Annotated in this window: 18 protein-coding genes; 15 read left to right on the top strand and 3 right to left on the bottom strand. The window is 43.1% G+C overall.

The window, feature by feature from the left end; all coding sequences use genetic code 11:
- The first annotated feature begins 42 nt into the window (after positions 1-42).
- The 3 genes from EES38_RS16630 to EES38_RS16620 all read left to right on the top strand — a co-directional run bounded on the left by EES38_RS16630 (position 43) and on the right by EES38_RS16620 (position 3334).
- On the top strand, positions 43-933 hold the full coding sequence (locus EES38_RS16630; RefSeq protein ID WP_124938342.1) for an ABC transporter permease: 891 nt from the start codon (positions 43-45) through the stop codon (positions 931-933).
- On the top strand, positions 930-1724 hold the full coding sequence (locus EES38_RS16625; protein WP_124938341.1) for an ABC transporter ATP-binding protein: 795 nt from the start codon (positions 930-932) through the stop codon (positions 1722-1724). The genes EES38_RS16630 and EES38_RS16625 overlap by 4 nt, the downstream gene beginning before the upstream one ends.
- Positions 1725-1840: 116 nt before the next feature.
- Positions 1841-3334, top strand: a complete 1494-nt coding sequence (locus tag EES38_RS16620; RefSeq protein WP_124938340.1) for a GGDEF domain-containing protein — start codon at positions 1841-1843, stop codon at positions 3332-3334.
- On the opposite strand, the gene dusC is transcribed toward EES38_RS16620, so the two are convergent.
- The gene (gene dusC, locus EES38_RS16615; RefSeq protein WP_124938339.1) at positions 3323-4273 is read right to left on the bottom strand and encodes a tRNA dihydrouridine(16) synthase DusC; all 951 of its coding nucleotides are present in this window, start codon (positions 4271-4273) and stop codon (positions 3323-3325) included. The genes EES38_RS16620 and dusC overlap by 12 nt on opposite strands.
- Before the next feature lie 67 nt (positions 4274-4340).
- On the opposite strand from dusC, the gene EES38_RS16610 reads away from it, so the two are divergent.
- The 6 genes from EES38_RS16610 (at position 4341) to EES38_RS16585 (ending at position 10610) form a co-directional block, all read left to right on the top strand.
- Positions 4341-5009 carry a YecA family protein gene (locus EES38_RS16610; protein ID WP_124938386.1) on the top strand — a complete coding sequence of 223 codons (669 nt, stop codon included), beginning with the start codon at positions 4341-4343 and terminating at the stop codon, positions 5007-5009.
- 98 nt (positions 5010-5107) lie between these two features.
- Positions 5108-5701 (top strand): outer membrane lipoprotein periplasmic chaperone LolA, encoded by a 594-nt coding sequence (gene lolA / locus EES38_RS16605; protein ID WP_124938338.1) that lies wholly within the window; start codon positions 5108-5110, stop codon positions 5699-5701.
- 16 nt (positions 5702-5717) lie between these two features.
- On the top strand, positions 5718-7064 hold the full coding sequence (locus EES38_RS16600) for a replication-associated recombination protein A (RefSeq protein WP_124938337.1): 1347 nt from the start codon (positions 5718-5720) through the stop codon (positions 7062-7064).
- Between the two features lie 105 nt (positions 7065-7169).
- Positions 7170-8477: a serine--tRNA ligase gene (gene serS, locus EES38_RS16595; protein ID WP_124938336.1), complete on the top strand. Its 1308-nt coding sequence runs from the start codon at positions 7170-7172 to the stop codon at positions 8475-8477.
- 347 nt (positions 8478-8824) lie between these two features.
- A complete protein-coding gene (gene cobA, locus EES38_RS16590; protein WP_243694219.1) occupies positions 8825-9634 on the top strand; it encodes a uroporphyrinogen-III C-methyltransferase in 810 nt (269 codons plus the stop codon).
- A 25-nt stretch (positions 9635-9659) separates the two neighbouring features.
- A complete protein-coding gene (locus EES38_RS16585; RefSeq protein WP_124938334.1) occupies positions 9660-10610 on the top strand; it encodes a glycosyl transferase family protein in 951 nt (316 codons plus the stop codon).
- 55 nt (positions 10611-10665) lie between these two features.
- Here the strand turns inward: EES38_RS16585 and bioA are convergent, their stop codons facing one another.
- Positions 10666-11943: an adenosylmethionine--8-amino-7-oxononanoate transaminase gene (bioA, locus tag EES38_RS16580; protein WP_124938333.1), complete on the bottom strand. Its 1278-nt coding sequence runs from the start codon at positions 11941-11943 to the stop codon at positions 10666-10668.
- A gap of 239 nt (positions 11944-12182) precedes the next feature.
- On the opposite strand from bioA, the gene EES38_RS16575 reads away from it, so the two are divergent.
- The 5 genes from EES38_RS16575 (at position 12183) to bioD (ending at position 16140) form a co-directional block, all read left to right on the top strand.
- The gene (locus tag EES38_RS16575) at positions 12183-12356 is read left to right on the top strand and encodes a DUF1328 domain-containing protein (protein WP_124938332.1); all 174 of its coding nucleotides are present in this window, start codon (positions 12183-12185) and stop codon (positions 12354-12356) included.
- A gap of 111 nt (positions 12357-12467) precedes the next feature.
- Positions 12468-13520: a biotin synthase BioB gene (gene bioB / locus EES38_RS16570; RefSeq protein ID WP_124938331.1), complete on the top strand. Its 1053-nt coding sequence runs from the start codon at positions 12468-12470 to the stop codon at positions 13518-13520.
- On the top strand, positions 13507-14679 hold the full coding sequence (locus tag EES38_RS16565; RefSeq protein WP_124938330.1) for an 8-amino-7-oxononanoate synthase: 1173 nt from the start codon (positions 13507-13509) through the stop codon (positions 14677-14679). The genes bioB and EES38_RS16565 overlap by 14 nt, the downstream gene beginning before the upstream one ends.
- A complete protein-coding gene (bioC, locus tag EES38_RS16560; RefSeq protein ID WP_124938329.1) occupies positions 14666-15460 on the top strand; it encodes a malonyl-ACP O-methyltransferase BioC in 795 nt (264 codons plus the stop codon). Before EES38_RS16565 ends, bioC begins: the two co-directional genes overlap by 14 nt.
- A complete protein-coding gene (bioD, locus tag EES38_RS16555) occupies positions 15457-16140 on the top strand; it encodes a dethiobiotin synthase (protein ID WP_124938328.1) in 684 nt (227 codons plus the stop codon). Before bioC ends, bioD begins: the two co-directional genes overlap by 4 nt.
- A gap of 55 nt (positions 16141-16195) precedes the next feature.
- On the opposite strand, the gene EES38_RS22215 is transcribed toward bioD, so the two are convergent.
- On the bottom strand, positions 16196-16360 hold the full coding sequence (locus EES38_RS22215) for a hypothetical protein (protein ID WP_166434292.1): 165 nt from the start codon (positions 16358-16360) through the stop codon (positions 16196-16198).
- Between the two features lie 269 nt (positions 16361-16629).
- Between EES38_RS22215 and htpX the strand changes: the two genes are divergently transcribed.
- On the top strand, positions 16630-17493 hold the full coding sequence (gene htpX / locus EES38_RS16550; RefSeq protein WP_124938327.1) for a protease HtpX: 864 nt from the start codon (positions 16630-16632) through the stop codon (positions 17491-17493).
- The last annotated feature ends 80 nt before the right edge of the window (positions 17494-17573 follow it).

Raw genomic sequence — 17573 nt, 5'->3', positions numbered from 1 at the left:
CAAGCTTGTCCCGCTGTTATTTTGAAGCAGAAAGGAGCGGTTATGTCTGCTTTTGCATTTTTCGGGGCACTGGAAATAGGCCTTGTTTACGGACTTGTTGCGTTAGGTGTCTACCTTACCTTTCGTGTACTCGACTTCCCTGATCTAAGTGTAGATGGTAGTTTCCCAATGGGTGCGGCAGTAGCCGCTACGGCGATTGTTTCAGGAATCGACCCTTGGTTAGCGACATTTATGGCCATTATTGCTGGCGCTATGACTGGCTGGGTCACAGCGTTTCTGACAGTTAAATGTGGAATCCTGAATCTTTTAGCGTCGATACTGACCATGATTGCTGCGTTTTCAATCAATATTCGTATCATGGGACGTCCTAACGTTGCATTAATTGGCGAAGATACGATTCTGACCCCATTCGAGAATATGGGCGATCCAATGTATATTCGTCCTCTCGTTGTTGCGGTATTAGTTGTTATCTCGGCTATCCTCGTCATTCGTCTGCTTAATAGTGATTTTGGGCTTGGCCTTAGAGCGACAGGTGTTAATGCTCGGATGGTTGCAGCGCAAGGTGCGAGTACGGCATTTTATACCTATTTTGGTTTGGCTCTATCGAACGGATTTGTTGGCTTTGCGGGGGCACTATTTGCACAGACAAACAGTTTTGCCGATGTGACGTCAGGAGTCGGAACTATCGTCGTCGGTTTAGCTGCCGTTATCCTTGGTCAAACACTCATCCCGGGTAGAAAAATTTGGATTGCTGTCGTTGCTGTTATCGTTGGTTCTGTCTTATATCGTTTGGCTGTCGCTTTCGCTTTAAGCTCGGGTATGTTCGGTCTACAAGCCTCTGACCTCAATCTGGTGACTGCTGTGTTAGTTGCACTGGCATTGATTATGCCTAAATTGAAGAAAGGCAAGAAAAACGCTGGGGGTAAAGCATGATTCGTTTAGACAATATTCAGGTTACCTTCAATCCCGGAACAATACTGGAAAACCGAGCGCTAAAAGGCGTCGATTTAACGGTCCCTGAGCATCAGTTTTTGACTGTGATTGGGTCCAATGGGGCAGGGAAATCAACCTTACTTGGTGCTGTTACCGGTGAAACACCAATGGTGGGTGGGAAAGTCATGATCGATAATATTGATGTGACTAAGAAATCCGTTGATAAAAGAGCCAGTCTCTGCGCGCGTGTCTTTCAAGATCCTTTAGCTGGTACCTGTGGTGCGTTGACTATTGAAGAAAATATGGCTTTGGCTTATATGCGCGGGAAACGACGCAGTATAGCGTACGCGCTATCTTCTAAGCGGCGTAAACTCTTTCAGGAACGCATTAGCATTCTTGGCCTCGGTCTTGAAGATCGTTTGGGCGATAACATTGGTCTGCTTTCTGGTGGGCAACGTCAGGCTGTTAGTCTGGTCATGGCGACACTTTCTGAAAGTAAACTTCTTCTTTTGGATGAGCATACGGCCGCACTTGATCCCCGTATGGCTGCATTTATCATCGATTTGACCAAGAAGATTGTGACTGAGTTCAATCTGACAGTTATGATGGTGACTCACTCAATGAAAGATGCCCTTGCCTGTGGAGATAGGACGATCATGCTCCATCAAGGAAACATTGTTCTGGATGTAGAAGGGGAACAACGAGCGAATATGGATGTGCCAGATTTGCTCGATCTCTTTTCAAAAGTTCGTGGTGAAGAAATCACGGATGACAGCCTCCTGTTAAGTTAAGTCAACCGCTTCATTACTGCCACTGAATATCCCATTTCTGTGGCAGTAATTCACCATGTGATCCTTTCGCAATGCTACAATTACCTCACTAGCCTCGATTAACAACGGAAGACACTTTGAATTCAGTTAAAAAACTGACGATCCGAAAATCTGGGATTTTTGTAATCCCTTTTGTCGCCGCTATTATTCTCATTGTTATCTTGCTTGAAACTCATATAGCCATGTTGACTAACGATATTGACGAAGAATATGGGCGAATTGAGCGCTCCCTGGAGCGAGCATCTAAAGTGTTGTTTGCCCTTGACTATACATTGAACAACTACTCTAAAAAGAACATCAAAGTACTCAATCAGCACCAACGCAAGATCTATGACGGCCTTTGTGTATTATTTCCATCTGATGACTTAAAACAAAAGGAGTCTGCTTACTTACAGCCGAATATTATTAAAGAATCTTATGCAGTGATAGGAAAGAAAGACTTATGCAATTTTGATAGCGATTTGGCAAGTAATGTTGAAAGTCGGATAGTGATGGCTCCTATGCTTACACTGCTTCATAATTTAGACTCCCCGACAGTGGGTGTCCATTTCCTCCATACTGACGGTTATATTATCGTGTCCCCTCAAGCGTTTGCCAAAAGTATAACGGCTGAACTTATCGAGAAAGTACAAAATCCGGATTGGGATCTTTACGATAATCTCAACTCTACAACGATAAAAGTTAGGGGTCCTTATAAGCCAAAACGTCTCAATAATGGCGAGCCACTACTCACACTTATGCTGCCAGTATTCGAACATGCACAAGATGATGATAATCGAGATTTTTTCAAAGGTACCGTTGGCCTCGATATTGATGTAGCAAAATTACTCAGTCCCACTGAGCCGCTTACTAGTCCGATTGAGTTGGTAAGAGCAGGAGAAGCTGTTCCCAGTAATGCCTTTATGGTAGAGGCGGTAGATAAGATTGGTAGTATTAGAATGCATCATCAATTCTATTACGCAGTCAATTATAAAGATGAAGTCCTTCATTTTCTTGCGAAACGCAAGACGCTGCTAACCATTATTTTGATCCTATATTTGCTTGCTGTTCTGGTTCTGCTATTTATTAATTCTTATAAGGAAAAAGATTATTTTAAAGAACTTGCTGCAAGAGATCCCTTAACTGGGTTGAGAAATCGTCGTGGATTCGAAGCATTCATGCAGCAAAAGGTCCACTCGGAATTTGTTGCGATTGCATTAATTGATATTGATAACTTTAAGTCTATAAATGACACGTACGGTCATGACGTCGGTGATGATGTAATCACGTTTTTGGCTAATGAGCTAAAAAGCAACATTCGTGCATCTGATACGGTCGCCCGCTTTGGTGGCGAGGAATTCATCGTTTATCTGACAGGTAAAGAGCAAGATGGATTGAGCTCAACTCTGGAGCGTGTTCGAGAGAGAATTATTTCTGATAGTGGTAATGTTGTTGAACATGGTTTTACGGTGTCTGGCGGGATAGCTATCTATGACTCTAATAAACTGCCACCGTTTGAGGACATATTTAAAGTCATAGATAACAAGCTTTACTATGCCAAAAGACACGGTAAAAATCAGTTAATTCATTAATGAACGCTGGTATGAGTGCAAAGCTTGTATAATATCGTCGACTTGTGTTAACACTCTTATTGCTCTGAATAATTCCTTTGCCTCAGGGTAGGCTTGTCGCAGAAATGATAGCCACTGTTTTATTCTGTTGGGGAAATACTTTCCTTTATCTCCAATCACTTCATACTCGGTATACACTAACAATAATTTGACTACTTCAAACCACGGCATAGGTTCATGAGCATATTTGATGATGTTACCGAGGTTTGGAACGTTGAAAGCGCCTCGACACACCATAAGTGAGTCAATTCCAGTGGTAGCAATGCATGCTAGGGCATCCTCTCGGTTCCAGATTTCACCGTTTGCGATGATGGGTACAGTGGTTTTTTGGCGAATTTGGTCAATATATTCCCATTTGATTTCACTGGCTTTATATCCTCCAGCCTTTGTCCGAGCATGAACTGTCAGCTCGTTGGCACCACCTTGTTGGACTGCATCTACGATTTCAAAGCAGTCGTCTGGATTATCGAGCCCTAGGCGAATTTTAGCTGAAACTGGAATATCCGCAGCTACTGCTTCTCGACAGGCTTTCACTATTTGGTAGATGAGCTCGGGAAACTCAAGTAGAGCAGCGCCGCCTTTACTGCGGTTAACTGTTTTTGCGGGGCAGCCAAAATTAATATCGATGCCGTTAGCGCCAAGTTCAGCAGCGAAAACAGCATTTTCCGCCATCCATTCTGGTTCTTGCCCCAGCAACTGTACATTCACCGGTACCCCTGATTTTGTTCTAGAGCCGGTTTCCAATTCAGGGCAGAGACGATGAAACACATGTTTTGGAAGACGTTGATTGACTACGCGTACGAACTCAGTAACGCATAGGTCATAATCATTAATATCTGTCAGGATCTCTCTCATTAGATGATCCAGAACGCCTTCCATAGGGCCTAAAACGACTCTCATGTTGTTCTCTAATCTCGAAATGGGTCGCAGATTGTAGTGTGGGGTGCGAAAAAAGTCACGAGTTTACATGATTGTTATTGAGCCTTATGGTAATTTAGCGCGAGTTAACTTACCTAAGATTTCCCTCGTTATGAATTATCAGTCTGATGTACTACAAAAATTAAATGGCCCATTTTCATTTGCTTACGCAGAAGGTGTTCTGGTTGCGGCCAATTTGGCTTGTCAGCCAATCGAAAAAGCCCAATGGCAAGCATTGCTTACCGAGCTAGAACCGGAAATAGACGCTGCGTTAGTTGAGCAATTCCAATTACAATATCAGGCTCTTTTAAACAATGAATATCGGTTGACTGACATTATTGATGTTAATACAGATCAAATCACTGATTGGGCTGAAGGGTTTTTATCATGTTGGTCTATTGTCGAACCGACATGGCAAACCGTTTCGATTGATGATGGTACGGAACGCCTCGTTCAAGCGTTGATCACATTGTGTTATCTCATCGTTGACGAGGAGGAAACTCACAAGCAGATGAAGCAAGCAGGGATAGAAGAGGTTCCCACCGCAGAGATTCTGCTGGCTAATATTGATTCAATTCTCTATGAAACGACACAGTTCGCTGATTCACAACTGCTAAGACGTGGAGCACAAAAAGTAAACCCCTATAAAGAGGTTGGTCGAAACGATTCTTGTCCTTGTGGAAGCGGCAAGAAATTCAAGGCATGCTGCGGTAAATAGAACTTTTAGTCTTAATCGTTTTCAAACTGAATGCTGACAAATTGCATGGTAAGTTCGATAACATAGCCTTGAATAAAAATAATTGGAGTGATAATTGAATGAAGAAACTGGTTGCATTACTTTTTTGTAGTTTCTCTGTTTTAGCGAGCCCAAAGGAAGAATTGAGCCATCGTCTTGCATTAACTGATGGGTTCAGTGCACAGTTCAGTCAGGAAGTGATAAGTCCTGATGGCGATCCAATCAGTGACTCGAAAGGCAAAGTAGATATTACACGCCCGAGTCTGTTTCGTTGGGAAACCAAACAGCCAGACGAAAACTTATTAGTATCAAACGGCAAAACACTTTGGTACTACACGCCTCTGGTGGAACAGGTTACGATTTATGATGCGGAGAAAGCGTCAGAGCAGACACCATTCGTTTTGCTTACACGGAACAAAGAAAGTGATTGGGATAATTACTTCGTTTCCCAAGACAACGATAGCTTTACTTTAACGCCAACGAATATCGATTCAACACAAGGGCGCTTTACGATTAAAATTGATAAAAAAGGTACAGTGAAAGGTTTTGACGTCATCGAGCAAGATGGTCAGGAAACACACTTCACCTTTAATCACATGACATATAAGAAACCAGATAGTAGCTTATTTCATTTCGTCGTACCCAAAGGGGTCGAAGTGGACGACCAAAGATAGGATAAGAGAGTAAACTTTGGATAATTTTAGTCTCGATTTTTCAGGTGATGAGGATTTTAGGCCACTTGCAGCTCGCATGCGGCCAAACACTTTAGAGCAGTATATTGGCCAGGCACATATTCTTGCGCCGGGTAAACCACTGCGTAAAGCTATAGAGCATGGGCAGCTGCATTCCATGATTCTATGGGGTCCTCCGGGTACTGGTAAAACGACACTAGCAGAAGTTGCTGCTAACTACGCTAATGCCCGTGTGGAGCGGGTATCGGCAGTAACATCTGGTGTAAAAGAAATCCGCGTCGCTATCGAGAAGGCGAGAGAGAATAAATTAGCAGGGTTTAAAACTATCCTATTCGTTGACGAAGTTCATCGCTTTAATAAATCTCAACAAGACGCGTTTCTCCCGCATATTGAAGATGGGACCGTCACCTTTATTGGCGCTACGACTGAGAATCCTTCTTTTGAGCTCAATAATGCGATCTTATCTCGTGCAAGAGTGTATAAATTAACGGGCTTATCATCCGATGAAATTATGCAGGCACTGAAATTAGCAGTGCATGATTCAGAACGAGGCTTAGGTGCGCAACCGGCTCACTTTGAGGACGGAGTATTAGAACGGCTGTCAGAATTCGTTCAGGGTGACACTCGCCAGGCTCTCAATTATCTCGAGCTTCTATATGATATGGCCGACGAGAATGAGGGCGAGAAGCAACTTACTGTCGCAGCGCTTGCTGAGGTTCTTGGCGAAAAAGTCAGTCGCTTCGATAATAAGGGCGATATTTGGTACGACTTAATTTCTGCCGTTCACAAGTCGATCAGAGGCTCCGATCCTGATGCCGCACTTTATTGGATGGCAAGAATGATCGTGGCAGGCTGTGATCCCCTCTATGTTGCAAGACGGTTGTTGGCGATTGCTTCAGAAGATATCGGAAATGCAGACCCGAAAGCGATGCAGGTTGCCCTCGCTGCTTGGGATTGTTTTCATCGGGTTGGGGCATACGAAGGCGAGAGAGCGATTGCGCAGGCCGTTGTTTATCTTGCATGTGCACCTAAAAGTAACGCAGTCTATACGGCTTGGAAAAGTGCGTTAGATGATGCGCGTAATTCCCCGGAATATGAAGTACCCCATCATTTGAGAAACGCCCCGACCAAATTGATGAAAGAAATGGGATATGGCGAAGAATACCGGTATGCCCATAATGAGCCTGGTGCTTACGCTGCCGGAGAAATTTATTTTCCTCCAGAAATGGCAGGAACAAGATACTATCAACCTACTTCGCGTGGGTTTGAAATCAAGATTCGCGAAAAATTAGACTATTTGGCTGAATTAGACACAAAAAGCCAGCAAAAGCGCTATGAAAAATAGTGAGTTTTCGTTATCTTTGTCCCATAAAATTTTTCTAATGGGCTTTCGATGTCTTTTCGCTATTTAAAGCCCTCTCATTAACATATTAAAAGCATAGGATTAGCAATGCTGGATTCTAAATTACTTCGTGCAGAACTGGATGAAACAGCTGCAAAACTGGCACGTCGAGGTTTTATCCTTGACGTAGACGCAATTCGTCAACTTGAAGAACAACGTAAGTCCATTCAAGTCGAAGTTGAAAATTTACAATCCACGCGTAACTCGATCTCCAAGCAAATTGGCCAAAAAATGGCAGCTGGAGACAAAGAGGGTGCTGAAGAAATCAAAATGCAGATCGGTACGCTTGGTAGCGATTTGGATGCTAAAAAAGTCGAGCTGGTTGAAGTTCAGGCAAAATTGGAAGATATCGCACTTTCAGTGCCTAATCTTCCGGATGATAACGTTCCTGACGGTAAAGACGAAAATGATAACGTCGAAATCAGTCGTTGGGGAGAGCCTAAACATTATGACTTTGAAGTAAAAGACCATGTTGATTTAGGCGAAATGGGCGATGGACTAGATTTTGCGAGTGCAACAAAGATTACTGGCGCGCGTTTTATCGTAATGAAAGGGCAGTTTGCTCGTCTTCATCGTGCTATAGCGCAATTCATGTTGGATTTGCACACCGAACAGCACGGTTACTCAGAAATGTATGTTCCGTATCTAGTTAATGCGGATAGCTTATATGGCACTGGGCAATTACCAAAATTCGGTAAGGACCTTTATCACACAGAGCCGTTGGTCGAAAAAGTGGATGACGAAGAGTTACGCAAGCTTTCTCTTATTCCAACCGCAGAAGTTCCTCTAACCAACTTAGTTCGTGATGAAATTCTGGAAGAAGAAGCATTACCGTTGAAAATGACTGCACACACTCCATGTTTCCGTTCAGAAGCGGGCTCTTATGGTCGTGATACGCGCGGTCTGATTCGTATGCACCAGTTTGACAAAGTCGAGTTGGTTCAAGTCACCCGTCCTGAAGATTCGATGGCTGCCTTAGAAGAGCTTACGGGTCATGCAGAAAAAGTTCTGCAGTTACTGGGTTTGCCTTACCGTAAAGTTGTTTTATGTACTGGCGATATGGGCTTTGGTTCTCGTAAGACATACGATCTTGAAGTATGGGTTCCAGCTCAAAATACGTATAGAGAAATCTCATCATGCTCTAATATGTGGGATTTCCAGGCTCGTCGTATGCAGGCGCGTTTCCGTCGTAAAGGCGAGAAAAAACCTGAGCTTGTTCATACTCTTAATGGTTCTGGTCTGGCGGTTGGTCGTACTATGGTCGCTATCCTTGAAAACTACCAACAAGCAGACGGTAAGGTAGAAATACCTGAAGTATTAAGAAAGTACATGAACAACGCTACTCATATTGGTTAATAGAAAAGAGAAGTTGCATTCAATTAGTGAATTTGCACTCATATAATGCAGCGTTCTGCTGAGAAAATATCTCATGCCCATGAGCCGGTAAGGTTTATAACTGGTATGTCTTTTGCTTGATGATATCTGATTAAAGATAACTGATAGTGATAACAATACTAACACCGATGTTGGCATTAAAGACCTGGCTTTTTAGCTGGGTCTTTTTCTTTTTACGGCACACTTGATCTAACTCATACGACATATCTGGCTTTAGGGTATTTTGGGCTTATTACGTTATACAGAGAGTCGTACATATGAAATGTATTACTAACAATGATGATGAGACCTTTATATCTCATGAGCAGATGTATGTGACTCAAACTTATGATTCAGGCTTCTTTTCGTCGTCTTCAGTTAAAGGTGTTGTCTATCTCGTTGGCGCCGGTCCAGGCGACCCTGAACTACTTACTATTAAAGCACTCAAGTTAATAGAAAAAGCGGAAGTTATCGTCTTTGACCGGCTAGTAGGAAAAGAAATCCTAAATCTGTGTAATCCCGATGCTGAAATGATTTATGTTGGAAAGCGTTGTGGAAAAACGTCGATGAAGCAGGAAACAATATCTCAGTTGTTAGTTGACTTGGCGCTGTCGGGGAAAAATGTGGTTCGTCTAAAAGGAGGGGATCCCTTTATATTTGGACGTGGTGGTGAAGAGGCGTTATTACTTGCCGCAAATAATATCTCCTACGATGTCATTCCGGGTATAACAGCGGCGCTAGGGTGTTCAGCTAGTAGTCTGATACCGTTAACCCACCGAAAACTATCGAGAAGTGTTACGTTCGTTACGGGTCATGTGGTAGAAGGTGTGCTCCCCGCTTGGGCTGGTTTAGTCGAATGTGGGCAAACACTTGTATTCTACATGGGATTAGAACGTGCTGACAGTATTCAAAACGGCTTGCTTAGCGCAGGCCTGTCAGTTTGTACTCCTGTGGCTATTGTGGGAAAAGGCTGTAGCCCTGAACAGCAAGTCCATACCTTTGAACTGCAGCAATTGATCCCTATGTCTCAAGCGCTAGTCGGGCTCAGCCCTGCACTTATCATCGTGGGAGAGGTTGTTACTTTGCGTGAACAACTGATGGCGTCATTGGAAGAAGTCGCTACAATAGGGGCTGCATAGTGTATTCTTCGTTAGAGGGAATTAGATGAGTAGTATTCTGGATTGTATCAGAACGGTAGGAAGAGGCGAGCGAGGTAGAAAACCTCTTAGTTTCGAACAGGCATATCAGGTCATGGATGAGTATCTTGATGGTCACGTGGGTGATGACCAGATGGCGATGCTTTTAATGCTTATCCGTGTTCAGAATGAAACGAAAGCTGAAGTGGCGGGTTTTGTTAAAGCCTTTCAATCACGTATGCCTAACTTAGGTGCTGATATTGACTGGCCTTGCTATGCAGGCAAGCGAGAAGCTGCCGGGAAGCCATGGCACTTATTAGCTGCGAAAATTATGGCTGATAACGGGCATAGAATATTACTTCATGGATTCCACGAAGCCAAAGGCCGAGAGCATGCTGAGGACTATCTTAAGCGCGTAGAAATTAGTGAAGCTCATAGTATTAACGAGGTGGGTTCTCTGCTCGATACAAGTAACATTGCTTATTTAAAACTGAGTACGTTCGCTCCTCAAGCGGAAAGAATGATTGGTTGGAAAGCACGCTATGGATTGCGTACGCCTATCAATACTGTGGTTAGAGCTCTTAACCCAGGTGGCGCGAAAGTCGGCGTTCGAGGCAGTTTCCACCCAGGATTTCAGCAGCTGCATGCCGAAGTTGAAGATGAAATTGGACTGACCTCACACGCGGTAATTTCCTTTAAAGGTGTCTCGGGCGAATCTGAATATAATCCCAAAGTGAGCCAAACTGTTTGGTTGAGCAAAGAAACTGGGGTCGAGTCCCTTTACTGGCCTGAACAATATCTTTCTGAACTGCCTTTACCAAAAACATGCCCTCTGGGAACAGAAACGACCGATTTTCTGTTGATGGCAAATACCGTTATTGCAACCATGACTTCGGTACTATTTACTTTAGAGAGTGATAGGGAAAAGGCCATGAGCCGTGCTTATCAATATTGGGATAAGTATGTCGAGAATAGGTAATCGATAAATTTAGTGTCATAGTTTTTCTATGACACTGATGGGCATGGATATCAACTCATACGAAGAGTTCATCTATTTCTAGACAAGAACCGATTGTCGCGATTAGTTTCTCTAAATCTTCTCTTGGTGTAATAAACGGCGGCATAATGTAGATGAGTTTACCGAAAGGTCTTATCCATACACCATGATCAACAAAATATCGCTGTATGTTAGCCATATTTACTGACTGCGTTAGTTCAACCACACCTATAGCACCAAGAAAGCGAACTGCACTCACTCTTGAGTGCTCCTTTAGTGGCTCTAGGCCTTTCTGTATTGTCTGTTCAATACATTTAACGACGTTTGACCAATCATAACTCTGTAGTAGTTTGAGATTCGCTACAGCGATGCTACATGCAAGTGGATTCCCCATAAACGTTGGACCATGCATAAAACAGCCAGCTTCACCGCTACAAACCGTATCGGCAACGTGCTTAGTAGTCAGTGTTGCTGCGAGTGTCAGATACCCGCCAGTCAACGCTTTCCCGACGCACATGATATCGGGCTCAATACCAGCGTGTTCGCAGGCGAAGAGCTTACCAGTTCTACCAAATCCTGTTGCTATCTCATCAATGATTAAGAGTAATCCATATTCATCACACAGTTTTCTGACCGCTTTTAAATATTCTGGATGGTATATCCTCATTCCCCCAGCACCTTGTACGATTGGCTCCAAAATAACGGCAGCAACTTCTTCATGATGCCGATGAATACAATTGGCCATTGAAACGACATCATTGGGTTCCCATGTGTCCCAAAAGCCGATTTGAGGTGAGTCAACGAATAAATGCTGTGGCAGGAAACCTTTATATAATCGATGCATTGAATTATCTGGGTCAGTGACAGACATCGCTGCAAAGGTATCACCGTGATAGCCATGACGAAGGGAGATGAACTTTGTCTTTCTCTTGTTGAGACTGTGCCAATACTGAAGCGCCATTTTTAGCGCGACTTCAACCGAAACGGAACCAGAGTCGGCAAGAAACACCTGTTGAAGCGTGTCAGGCGTCAGTTCAATGAGATGCTTGGCCACTTCTATCGCTGGCCGATGGGTTAGGCCACCAAACATAACGTGGGACATTTTAGATAACTGTGATGAAGCTGCGGTATTCAACTCAGGATGATTGTACCCATGGCAAGCTGCCCACCACGATGACATGCCATCAATCAACTGTTCACCTGATTCAAGGTAAATATAGTTTTTGTCCGCATGGCTAGCCGGATAGCACGGAAGAGGGTGGATAGTAGATGTATAGGGATGCCAAATATGCTCCCTATCAAATTCGATGTCCATGAGATAAATACCTATACATGTAAACTTTTATTTAACCTTTAGGTTTACATAATAAACTCGGAATTCAAATAGTAAATAGGCAGGTATATTGATAAAGAATTACAAAACAAGCATGTAAATTATACAGATAAATCAGTTTGTTAATATAAATTGAGATTATTTTTATTTAAAATTCATGATGTTAGTTATTTGGCATGATATTGGCTACCTTTAAAGAAAACACAACCAGAGGATTTATCATGTTTAGATGGATGTTAATTTTTCTTGTCGTAGCGATTGTTTCAGCGCTATTGGGTTTCTCAGGGATCGCAGGTGTCGCTGCGGGAATGGCAAAAGTACTGTTTTACATATTTGTCGTTCTATTTGTTGTTTCTCTCGTTCTTGGCTTATTCAGAGGGTCTTCACCGAGATAGATTGATTGTAAATTGGTCAATTGTAAACCTTGATATCTTATAATTATTGACAAAGTCAGGCTCAAGCTTAGACTGTGTGAATAAACAAAATAAGACAAACAAGGATTACACGTGGAAACTCGTCATAATTGGACAGTGAATGAGGTCCGTGAATTGCTGCAAAAGCCGTTCATGGACCTTCTTTTTGAAGCACAGTCAGTACACCGACATCATCAACCTCACAATTATGTTCAGGTGAGCACGCTTCTTTCGATTAAAACTGGCGCTTGTCCTGAGGACTGTAAGTACTGTCCTCAAAGTGCTCGCTATTCGACAGGTGTAGAAAATGAAAGGTTAATGGAGGTTGAGCGAGTGCTTGATGCAGCCCAAAAAGCGAAACAAGCGGGGTCAACACGCTTTTGTATGGGGGCCGCTTGGAAAAATCCAAAGGCGCGCGATATGCCTATGCTTAAGGAGATGATATCTGGAGTCAAAGGGATGGGATTAGAGACCTGTATGACGCTAGGTATGCTTTCTCCCGAGCAAGCCAACGAACTGGCCGATGCTGGTCTAGATTATTACAACCATAATCTTGATACGTCGCCCGAGTTCTATGGAAACATCATTACTACCCGAACTTACCAAGACCGGTTGGATACCCTCGCTCATGTTAGAGACGCTGGGATGAAAATTTGCTCTGGCGGAATCATTGGAATGGGAGAAAATACCGACGATAGGGCTGGCCTATTGGTTGAACTTGCTAATTTGCCGACGCATCCAGAGAGTGTTCCCATTAACATGTTGGTTAAAGTAAAGGGAACACCATTAGAAAATGTTGATGATGTAGAGCCTTTCGATTTCATTCGTTTGATTGCGGTTGCGCGCATTCTGATGCCCAATTCAGCAGTTCGCTTATCGGCTGGACGAGAACAAATGAATGAACAAATGCAGGCATTATGCTTTATGGCTGGTGCTAATTCGATATTTTATGGCTGCAAGTTACTAACTACGCCAAATCCTGCCGAAGATTCTGATATGCGCTTATTTAAAAAGTTAGGTATCAATCATCAGCATACTTCGCAAAAACCCGATGAGTTTCAGGAAAACGAACTACTCGAACGCGTGGCAGAACGAGTGATTTCAAGACCGAAAGAAGGCGATCTTTTCTACGATGCAAGCGTTTAAACAGCGAATAACATCGGCTTTGGACAAACGCCGAAGTGGTGGGCTTGAACGGAAAATAATCGACGCTGAGAAAGGAAACTCGCTTGATATTCATGTCGATGGTAAATCCTATCGAAATTTTTCAAGTAATGACTATCTTGGCTTAGCTAACGATAGCGAGCTTGTTAGTGCTTGGCAAAGAGGTCTGAGCCTTTATGGTGCAGGCAGTGGTTCATCACCAATGGTTGTGGGTAATTGTTCAGCTCACAGTTACTTACGCGCTCAGCTTGCAGACTGGCTTGGATATGAAGACACCGTTTTGTTTAACTCGGGCTTTAGTGCTAACCAAGCACTTATTTTCGCTCTAATGCAAAAAAATGATCTGTTGATTCAAGACAGGCTTAACCATGCATCGCTTATCGAGGCTGGTAGCCTGTGCGATGCAACAATGAAACGCTTTCGACATAACGACACCAGACATTTGGCTACCTTATTGAGTAGTGGAAGCCAACCTACGCTAGTTCTAACCGAAGGTGTTTTTAGCATGGATGGTGATTTAGCACCACTAAGAGAGATTACCGAGACTATCAAAAATAAAGGACTATTAGCGGTAGATGATGCTCACGGTATCGGAGTGCTCGGCTGTGATGGTCGCGGTTCAATTGATAGAGCCGGAATAAAACCTGATATTCTTATCGCTACATTTGGAAAAGCGTTTGGTTTATCGGGTGCAGCAATTCTCTGCTCAAGGGAGATGGCTGATTATTTTAGTCAGTTTGCCCGTCATCACGTATACTCAACGGCTATGCCTCCTTCGCAAGCCTATGCATTATCTCATGCCATTAAGATGATTCAAACTCAGCAATGGCGACGTGATAAGCTGGCAGAATTATCGCTCGAATACCATCGTCATATGAGTGATTTTGAGTCTGAATGTTTACCTACCATTACAGCGATAAAACCCGTCGTCATTGGTAGCAGTAGTTTGACAGTCAGCGCAGCCAAAACGATGCAAGCTTCAGGTATCTGGACAACGGCAATTCGTCCACCTACGGTACCCAACGGGGCTGGCAGGCTTCGGATTACAATAACAGCAGGCCATGATTTAAATGATATAAACCTTCTTTGCTCATCCCTAAGTCGTGTTCTGGAGCATGTGGTGACTTATGAACGCGACTGATCACAATGCTACACTTGTTAAAGCCTGCATAGCCAATGCGTTCTCCAAAGCCGCGGAAAGCTACGATAAACACGCTCAATTCCAAAGGAATGTCTGCGACATTGTATTGAGCCGATTACCTGATCAACTAAATGGATACAGGATTTTAGATTTGGGGTGTGGTACGGGTTATCTTGCCAAGAATCTAAGTGCAAGAGGCGCTCAGGTGGTCTGTGTCGACTTGAGCGAGAAAATGCTGGCTAAAGCTAGAGAGCAGATTGATGTAGAAAATGCCGAGTTCATTTGCGCCGATGCAGAGTCACTTCCTCTTGGCGATAATCAATTTGACTATGTTGTTTCGAGTTTGGCGCTACAGTGGTGTGATGATATTGCAATCCCATTAAAAGAAGCCAAACGAGTTCTAAAAGTGGATGGTGAAGTTCACTTTACGACTTTAGTCGATGGTTCTTTAGAAGAATTACGGTGGTCGTGGGCTCAGGTTGACCAACATCAACATGTCAATACGTTCAAAAGTTTTAAAACCATAAAAGTTGCGTTAGCGCAATCTGCGATTGAAAACCATCAGTTAGACTTGCGGAAAATCGTGGTCTGGTATGAATCTGCTATTTCGCTTATGAAAGATTTAAAGGGTATTGGTGCAAACCATGTTCATAAACGAAGACGTGGACTAGCAAAACGTAATGCGTTGATGTCGGTAGAGAGTCAATATCAGAATTTTCTTGGTCCAGGAGGTTTTTTACCTGCGACCTATCTTGTGTGTATTGGGGTAATACGACGATGATAAATGCCTTTTTTGTTGCCGGTACGGATACCGATGTTGGTAAGACGGTTGCATCAAAAGCCATCTTACAAGCATTATCTGCGAAAGGAATAAAGACGCTGGGGTATAAACCCGTAGCCGCTGGCTGCGAAGAGACTCCTGAAGGAAGACGCAACTCAGATGCGTTACATTTAATTAAAGCATCTAATAGTGAAGCAGATTACGTTAATGTTAATCCTTATACGTTACTTTTGCCTGCGTCACCGCATATCGCTGCTAAGCATGATGGCGTTGAAATCGACTTTGATGTATTGAGTGATAATCTTGCAAAAAATAAGGATCAAGCCGATATCGTCCTCGTTGAAGGTGCTGGTGGTTGGCGTGTTCCTGTTTCTGACAATGAATACTTGTCATCTTGGGTAAAGAGAGAAAACTTACCTGTCGTGCTTGTGGTTGGAATAAAGTTAGGGTGTCTCAATCATGCTAAGCTTACTGCTGAAGCTATTCTGAATGATGGTCTGAACATTATTGGATGGGTTGCTAACCGAATTAATCCGGGAACCGAACATTACCATGAGATCATCACGATGTTAGAGCATGAGTTAGCCGTACCAAAACTGGGAGAAATACCTTATGTCCCCAGTGCGAAGCGCAGTGAGTTAGGCAAATATATCGATGTTAAACCGATTTTAGAAGCATAGCCTGTGATCAAAAAAGGAGCCTCAGGCTCCTTTTTCGTAGTAAGAAAACGTAGCGTTATGAGCGATTCTTGCTATCAGGTATGTGGCTGCTCTTAGGTAACGTGAGAGAATTCAATTTACCGTCTTTAATACCAAGTTGAGCCTTTGCTTGTTCTTCTGTCAATCCTAAGTGACATTTCAGCATATCAACAGCCATTTGATAATTTTCTAAATCTGCCATAACAGTTTCCTTAAGCCTAATTGTTTGAGTCCCATGCTGACTATAGGTGACCTATTCAACTTGTTCAATAATACTAAAGTCTAATGTTGTCGGGTTTCTTCCCACTTGTTGTCTGTATATTGAGCAATCAATGAAATCAAATGTTGCAATTTATCGCTTAACCTTGTTTTTGAAATCAACGACTATACATTGTAGATATAAGAATAAATTCGTAGTTCTGTATGAACTCGAAGATCAGTCGAATAGTATCCTCTAGTGGAGAGTGAGCAATGAAACGTGTGTTGTTATTTTTAGCAACCAACCTAGCCGTTATGCTGGTGTTAGGTATTGTGCTAAATATCGTATTTTCAGTAACAGGTATTAACCCGGGTGGAATTCCAGGTCTATTGGTTTTAGCTGCTGTCTTTGGCTTTGGTGGCTCATTGATTTCGCTCATGATGTCCAAATCAATGGCACTACGTTCTGTTGGCGGTATGGTTATCGAGAATCCTCGTAACGAAACAGAACATTGGTTACTTGAAACAGTAAGACGTCAAAGCCAGAAAGTCGGTGTTGGCATGCCAACAGTCGCGATTTACGATTCTCCAGATATCAATGCATTTGCGACTGGAGCAAAGAAAAATGACTCGTTGGTGGCGGTTTCAACTGGGCTTCTTCACAATATGACACGTGATGAGGCAGAAGCAGTTTTAGCGCACGAGATGAGTCACATTGCAAACGGTGACATGGTTACTATGACGCTGTTGCAAGGGGTTCTAAACACCTTCGTGATCTTTTTATCACGTTTGGTTGCGGGAATGGTTTCGTCAAGAGATTCTGACGAAGGAGAAAGCTCGAGTACTCTTGCTTATTTCGCTATTTCCATGGTGCTTGAGTTAGTCTTCGGGATTTTGGCTAGCTTCATTACAATGTGGTATAGCCGGGTTCGTGAATATCATGCAGATGCAGGTGCCGCAGAGTTAGTCGGCAAACAAAAAATGATCGCAGCATTGGAAAGATTAAAAATGAGTCACGAATCGCAGTTGGATGGTTCGATGATGGCATTTGGTATCAATGGTAAGCGAACTCTGAGCGAATTATTAATGAGCCACCCGCCGCTTGATAAACGTATCAATGCACTTAGAAACATGTAGTTACAAAAACATTTGAAATTAATCTCAGACAAAGAGCTTACGCAGGTGAGCTCTTTTTTTATACACAAACTTATACAAAA

This window comes from Vibrio viridaestus (assembly GCF_003856525.1).
In the GTDB taxonomy this organism is placed as follows: Bacteria; Pseudomonadota; Gammaproteobacteria; order Enterobacterales; family Vibrionaceae; genus Vibrio; species Vibrio viridaestus.
Note: the sequence above shows the minus strand (reverse complement) of the source record. Positions and strands in the feature narration are given on the sequence as shown.